The organism is Mesobacillus stamsii (genome assembly GCF_030814065.1).
Taxonomy (GTDB): domain Bacteria; phylum Bacillota; class Bacilli; order Bacillales; family Cytobacillaceae; genus Mesobacillus; species Mesobacillus stamsii.
Window position 1 is genome coordinate 1 of record NZ_JAUSUN010000053.1, and the last position, 4626, is coordinate 4626.

The 4626-nt window shown below is 41.1% G+C and carries 5 protein-coding genes, 14 tRNA genes, 1 rRNA gene and 1 pseudogene; 1 reads left to right on the forward strand and 20 read right to left on the reverse strand.

Annotated features, from left to right (window positions below):
• Nucleotides 1-52: 52 nt before the first annotated feature.
• Complete coding sequence (locus J2S25_RS19605) at nucleotides 53-403, reverse strand: hypothetical protein (protein ID WP_307192701.1); 351 nt, start codon at nucleotides 401-403, stop codon at nucleotides 53-55.
• Nucleotides 400-594, reverse strand: coding sequence for a hypothetical protein (locus J2S25_RS19610; protein ID WP_044391998.1), 195 nt, complete (start codon nucleotides 592-594; stop codon nucleotides 400-402). The genes J2S25_RS19605 and J2S25_RS19610 overlap by 4 nt, the downstream gene beginning before the upstream one ends.
• 234 nt (nucleotides 595-828) lie before the next feature.
• Here J2S25_RS19610 and J2S25_RS20135 point away from each other — a divergent pair.
• Nucleotides 829-1050, forward strand: a pseudogene (locus J2S25_RS20135) (IS1634 family transposase); the annotation flags it as partial.
• A gap of 148 nt (nucleotides 1051-1198) precedes the next feature.
• Here the strand turns inward: J2S25_RS20135 and J2S25_RS19615 are convergent.
• The 18 genes from J2S25_RS19615 to rrf form a co-directional block, all read right to left on the reverse strand.
• On the reverse strand, nucleotides 1199-1852 hold the full coding sequence (locus J2S25_RS19615) for a site-specific integrase (RefSeq protein WP_157841616.1): 654 nt from the start codon (nucleotides 1850-1852) through the stop codon (nucleotides 1199-1201).
• 143 nt (nucleotides 1853-1995) lie between these two features.
• Nucleotides 1996-2322 carry a nucleotidyltransferase family protein gene (locus J2S25_RS19620; protein WP_044391999.1) on the reverse strand — a complete coding sequence of 109 codons (327 nt, stop codon included), beginning with the start codon at nucleotides 2320-2322 and terminating at the stop codon, nucleotides 1996-1998.
• Between the two features lies 1 nt (nucleotide 2323).
• Nucleotides 2324-2725, reverse strand: coding sequence for a nucleotidyltransferase substrate binding protein (locus tag J2S25_RS19625; RefSeq protein ID WP_044392001.1), 402 nt, complete (start codon nucleotides 2723-2725; stop codon nucleotides 2324-2326).
• A gap of 197 nt (nucleotides 2726-2922) precedes the next feature.
• Nucleotides 2923-3004 (reverse strand) — tRNA-Leu (locus J2S25_RS19630).
• Nucleotides 3005-3047: 43 nt separating this feature from the next.
• Nucleotides 3048-3119: transfer RNA gene (locus J2S25_RS19635), tRNA-Cys, on the reverse strand.
• Nucleotides 3120-3128: 9 nt separating this feature from the next.
• Nucleotides 3129-3203, reverse strand: a tRNA-Gly gene (locus J2S25_RS19640).
• 3 nt (nucleotides 3204-3206) lie between these two features.
• Nucleotides 3207-3281 (reverse strand) — tRNA-Gln (locus J2S25_RS19645).
• 36 nt (nucleotides 3282-3317) lie between these two features.
• A tRNA-His gene (locus J2S25_RS19650) sits at nucleotides 3318-3393 on the reverse strand.
• Between the two features lie 10 nt (nucleotides 3394-3403).
• Nucleotides 3404-3477: transfer RNA gene (locus tag J2S25_RS19655), tRNA-Trp, on the reverse strand.
• 5 nt (nucleotides 3478-3482) lie between these two features.
• Nucleotides 3483-3567, reverse strand: a tRNA-Tyr gene (locus tag J2S25_RS19660).
• A gap of 67 nt (nucleotides 3568-3634) precedes the next feature.
• Nucleotides 3635-3710: transfer RNA gene (locus J2S25_RS19665), tRNA-Phe, on the reverse strand.
• A gap of 9 nt (nucleotides 3711-3719) precedes the next feature.
• Nucleotides 3720-3795: transfer RNA gene (locus tag J2S25_RS19670), tRNA-Asp, on the reverse strand.
• Between the two features lie 39 nt (nucleotides 3796-3834).
• A tRNA-Met gene (locus tag J2S25_RS19675) sits at nucleotides 3835-3908 on the reverse strand.
• Nucleotides 3909-4033: 125 nt separating this feature from the next.
• Nucleotides 4034-4109 (reverse strand) — tRNA-Val (locus J2S25_RS19680).
• Between the two features lie 96 nt (nucleotides 4110-4205).
• A tRNA-Glu gene (locus J2S25_RS19685) sits at nucleotides 4206-4277 on the reverse strand.
• Nucleotides 4278-4294: 17 nt separating this feature from the next.
• Nucleotides 4295-4386 (reverse strand) — tRNA-Ser (locus J2S25_RS19690).
• Nucleotides 4387-4390: 4 nt separating this feature from the next.
• Nucleotides 4391-4465: transfer RNA gene (locus J2S25_RS19695), tRNA-Asn, on the reverse strand.
• A 67-nt stretch (nucleotides 4466-4532) separates the two neighbouring features.
• A 5S ribosomal RNA gene (gene rrf / locus J2S25_RS19700) occupies nucleotides 4533-4626 on the reverse strand; the annotation flags it as partial.

Sequence of the window (4626 nt, forward strand, 5' to 3'; positions counted from 1 at the left end):
AGGCTATCGCCTAACCGACATTCATCTCCCACCTATCGTTGGGCTTCGCCCTTCACACGATTGAGGTGGGAGTCTTCTGTCGGAAAACGATAAAACATGGTGATTTCGTAACCTGTTTCTTTTTCCTTATGCATCTGTCAATGGCATTTCCACCAGCTAGTCTTGTTTCTATAGAAAAGTCTTTGCCTTCTTTGATGTATTTATTTACAGATCTTATGACTTCTTTCCCAGCAGTAACCCTCTTTGATTCTGGGTTTTCAGGGTCAATTCTTCTTGCAATTGCATCTGGGTCAAGGTTAATGTCAACGCCAATTTTGTCGATAAGTAGGTTCCTGATAGTGCTTTTTCCACTTCCATTATTACCGGCAAATACATAGAACATAGGTTGGTGACTATGCTTCATGATTGATCCTCATTAGGAAGAGGGACAACATTTCCATTCGGGAATTCTTTAACCAGTTTTCCGTTCTTTTCGTACACAATATACGTGTTATTTACCTTTGCATCAATTCTTGCCCGTTCTCCCGTCATCTTTACCCATTTATCTGCCCAAGCAAATTTTCTCCTTGGCGCACTGTTTTGGTCTTCTAACATCAGTCAACACCACCTTATTAGAAATAATAGCAGATTAGAGCTGCACCATACATCAAACCAAAATCCCCTCTATTACGAAAAATATGAAATTGAAAAGCGGGTGCTATGTCTTTCTTATCCAGTCGATCTACTAGTCGAAAGGAATTCAGGATGTCTAACGAAAAAGATGTTCGGGTTCACCATGCGCCTTATAGTTTTTTTGCTTTTCTCTATCTGCCACAGTAAGCTAGCATCTACTTTTATTTTTGCCTCATTAGTAACGAACTCAAAGATCCTATTGAAACACTTGAAATTTATCCCAACAAGGATCTTGTTGAAAAGGCATTCGACAACCTGAAAGAACGATTAAACTTACGTCGCTTATCGGTTTCTTCTGATGCAAGTCTGGATGGCAAACTATTTGTAGAATTCATTGCACTAATGCGCTCAATAGGAGTAAAAGAACAAGGGAAGGATGCCCTGTGGCTGGAAGACCGTAGAAAAGTTGTGGAGGTTATTCCAAGCGGCTCGATTATCGGCATTTTGTGTGCCCTTTGACACACAATTAATTATTATTTGAGACAATAAATTCAGCAGTTAAAGAAAAAATTGAAGTGAGGGGATGCTAAAGACCGATCCCGCTTGCTGCATTATTTTCAAACATGTTCACTTTTTGTATGTAGCGTTGCAATGAATCACTTCTTTTATGCCTCGTCTGTTTCATGATTTGATGCTCGGCCTTACCCGTTTTTGCTGCTGTACTGCAAAAGCCACTCCGCAGGCTATGCGCACCGTATTTTTCGGAAGGCATTCCAACTGACTGGCAACATCTTTTTACGATTAATCGGAAAGATTGAGGGGTCATTCTACCAAGGATTCCATGATGATCAATTCTTCTGAAAAGAGGCCCATCCTCAAGGCCGGTCGCTTCAATCCAGGCTTCCAACAATCGGACAGGGCAGGTAAGCAGGCTGCTGCCAAATGGTAATGCCACTATTTGCCCTTCTCCTTTTTGATCCGTCTTACTTCGTACTAGATTCAGCAAAAGTCCTTCCCGTGTATTCTCCAAATGTTCAATACCCAAAGAAACTAGTTCACTTCTACGTAAGGCAGCTGCCCAACCAATAACCAGAAGAGCGCGATTTCGGTATGAATCTAAAAAACAATGTGTAAAAGCTGTGTAAAATAAATGAACTTGTGTATTTTTGAGTGTAAAAACCCTATCGTTTTCTATCGTAACCCTTAAAAAGCAGAAATCCCGAAAACATTGATAAATCAACGTTTTCGGGATTTCTAATTGCTTTAAAATGAACTTAAAAAGTTCTCATGATACCGGTGGACCGTATCATACACACAATTAATTTATACAATTCTTTAAGATATGGGAATTATTTATGTTGATTTCTTATTGCTGAAATTCTTTTAATAGCCTCCATAATTTCTTGAGTTAGCTTCGAAAATTGTAATCCCTTCTCTATCGATATGATTTTTTAACTTCACATTAGAGATACCTTCATAATGGATTAGATCAAAAAAATACGGAAGTGGGTATTCCTCGTTAAGCAAATCAGACAACTTATAAATTGTCTTTGAAGTAATGTCTTTTCCTTTTATAGCAAGATCTACATCAGAACCTTTTTTATAGTTTCCCATTGCTCGACTTCCAAATATAATACCAATTTCTATCTCATTAAATTGTGCTAATGCAGAATTTATATACCGTATATCACTCTCAATTAATCCGAACATATTATATTTCCTTTAAAAATTTTTCATATAATTTCCTTAGTAAAGGCTGGAATTTCTCTTGTATTTCTTTAACTAAATTCTCTGCTAGTTCTTGGTCATAAGTATGGGCTGATAAATTCCTCTTCGAAAGTGCATCCATCCAGAGGTGTCCATCTTCTATTATCTCAACCTGAAATGCTTGTTTAATGGATTCCCTTTGACTTTTAGCAGCATAGCCCTCTGCTTCCAAATAATCTTTTATTACTTTCCAAGCTAATTCAAAGGTTGTTTCAAAAAAATGGATAATACCAGCTCGCTCTAATTCAGTTGATATTGGTTCATTTGAGTATTTTTCTAGGAGTTTAAAAGACTTTTCAAAGTTTTCAAATCTTTGTTTCCAGCGAACATCATTCATTTGGTCCATTTTTTTCACTCCTAATTCTTTTATTTCCATTTATTTATATATTAGCACATGAATTTTTATTTATTCATTTATAATACAATATTATACTAAATAGCCCGAGTTCCATTTTAAATGTACAAAAAAAGACAGAAGTTTAGACTCTGTCCCATTTTTTTAGATAGAATTATTTAATTAATTGTTTGCTTAGGGTTGGTTGATACCGGTGGTCGGGGTCGAACCGACACTCCAGAAGGAACACGATTTTGAGTCGTGCGCGTCTGCCAATTCCGCCACACCGGCATATGAATTTCAAGTATTGCTATTCCCACTAAAAAATTAGTGAAGGCGGCAACCGGATTTGAACCGGTGAATAAAGGTTTTGCAGACCTTTGCCTTACCACTTGGCTATGCCGCCATATTAAATTGGAGCGGAAGACGGGATTCGAACCCGCGACCCCAACCTTGGCAAGGTTGTATTCTACCACTGAACTACTTCCGCAAATGGCTGGGCTAGCTGGATTCGAACCAACGCATGACGGAGTCAAAGTCCGTTGCCTTACCGCTTGGCTATAGCCCAATAACGATTCTATACAGGTTGAGTATGTGATTAAAATGGGGCGACTGATGGGAATCGAACCCACGAATGTCGGAACCACAATCCGATGCGTTAACCACTTCGCCACAATCGCCATAATAAATTGGCAGGGGTAGCAGGAATCGAACCCACACCAAAGGTTTTGGAGACCTTCGTTCTACCTTTAAACTATACCCCTATAAATGGTGGAGGGGGACGGATTCGAACCGCCGAACCCTGAGGGAGCGGATTTACAGTCCGCCGCGTTTAGCCACTTCGCTACCCCTCCATTATAACATCATTTTCATGTACAAAAAAACCAATTCATTCAATTTCCAAATAACCAGAACCTTTAATGGTGGCTCAGGACGGAATCGAACCGCCGACACAAGGATTTTCAGTCCTTTGCTCTACCGACTGAGCTACTGAGCCAATATGGTATGGCGGTCCCGACCGGGATCGAACCGGCGATCTCCTGCGTGACAGGCAGGCATGTTAACCGCTACACCACGGGACCAAATCTCTTCAAGTGAGTAACTTGAAAAGGAATTAATGATTGCGGGGGCAGGATTTGAACCTGCGACCTTCGGGTTATGAGCCCGACGAGCTACCGAACTGCTCCACCCCGCGACGGTAATAAATGGTGATGAAATTTTCATTCAGGACGATTATTTTCGCTACGCGAAAAATTAAGGAAGATTATTTTCGCTACGCGAAACACTAAGGAAGATTATTTTCGCTACGCGAAAAAATCTTGGTGGAGGATGACGGGATCGAACCGCCGACCCTCTGCTTGTAAGGCAGATGCTCTCCCAGCTGAGCTAATCCTCCATTTGTAATCGTTACTTCGATAAAGTTAAGGATGATTATTTTCGCTTACGCGAAAAATTAAGGACGATTATTTTCCCTTACGCGAAAAAATCTTAGTGACCCCTACGGGATTCGAACCCGTGTTACCGCCGTGAAAGGGCGGTGTCTTAACCGCTTGACCAAGGGGCCATTTGTACAAATTTCTATGGCGGAGAGCAAGGGATTCGAACCCTTGAGACAGCGTTGACCGTCTACACGATTTCCAATCGTGCTCCTTCGACCTCTCGGACAGCTCTCCAAATTGGCTCCGCAGGTAGGATTCGAACCTACGACCGCTCGGTTAACAGCCGAGTGCTCTACCACTGAGCTACTGCGGAATACTAATAATTTCTTCGATTTGGATACACAATCCTTATCTTTGAAACAAGATGTAAAATGCATCTTGCCCGGCGGCGTCCTACTCTCACAGGGGGAGACCCCCAACTACCATCGGCGCTGAGAAGCTTAACTTCCGTGTTCGGTATGGGAACGGGTGTGA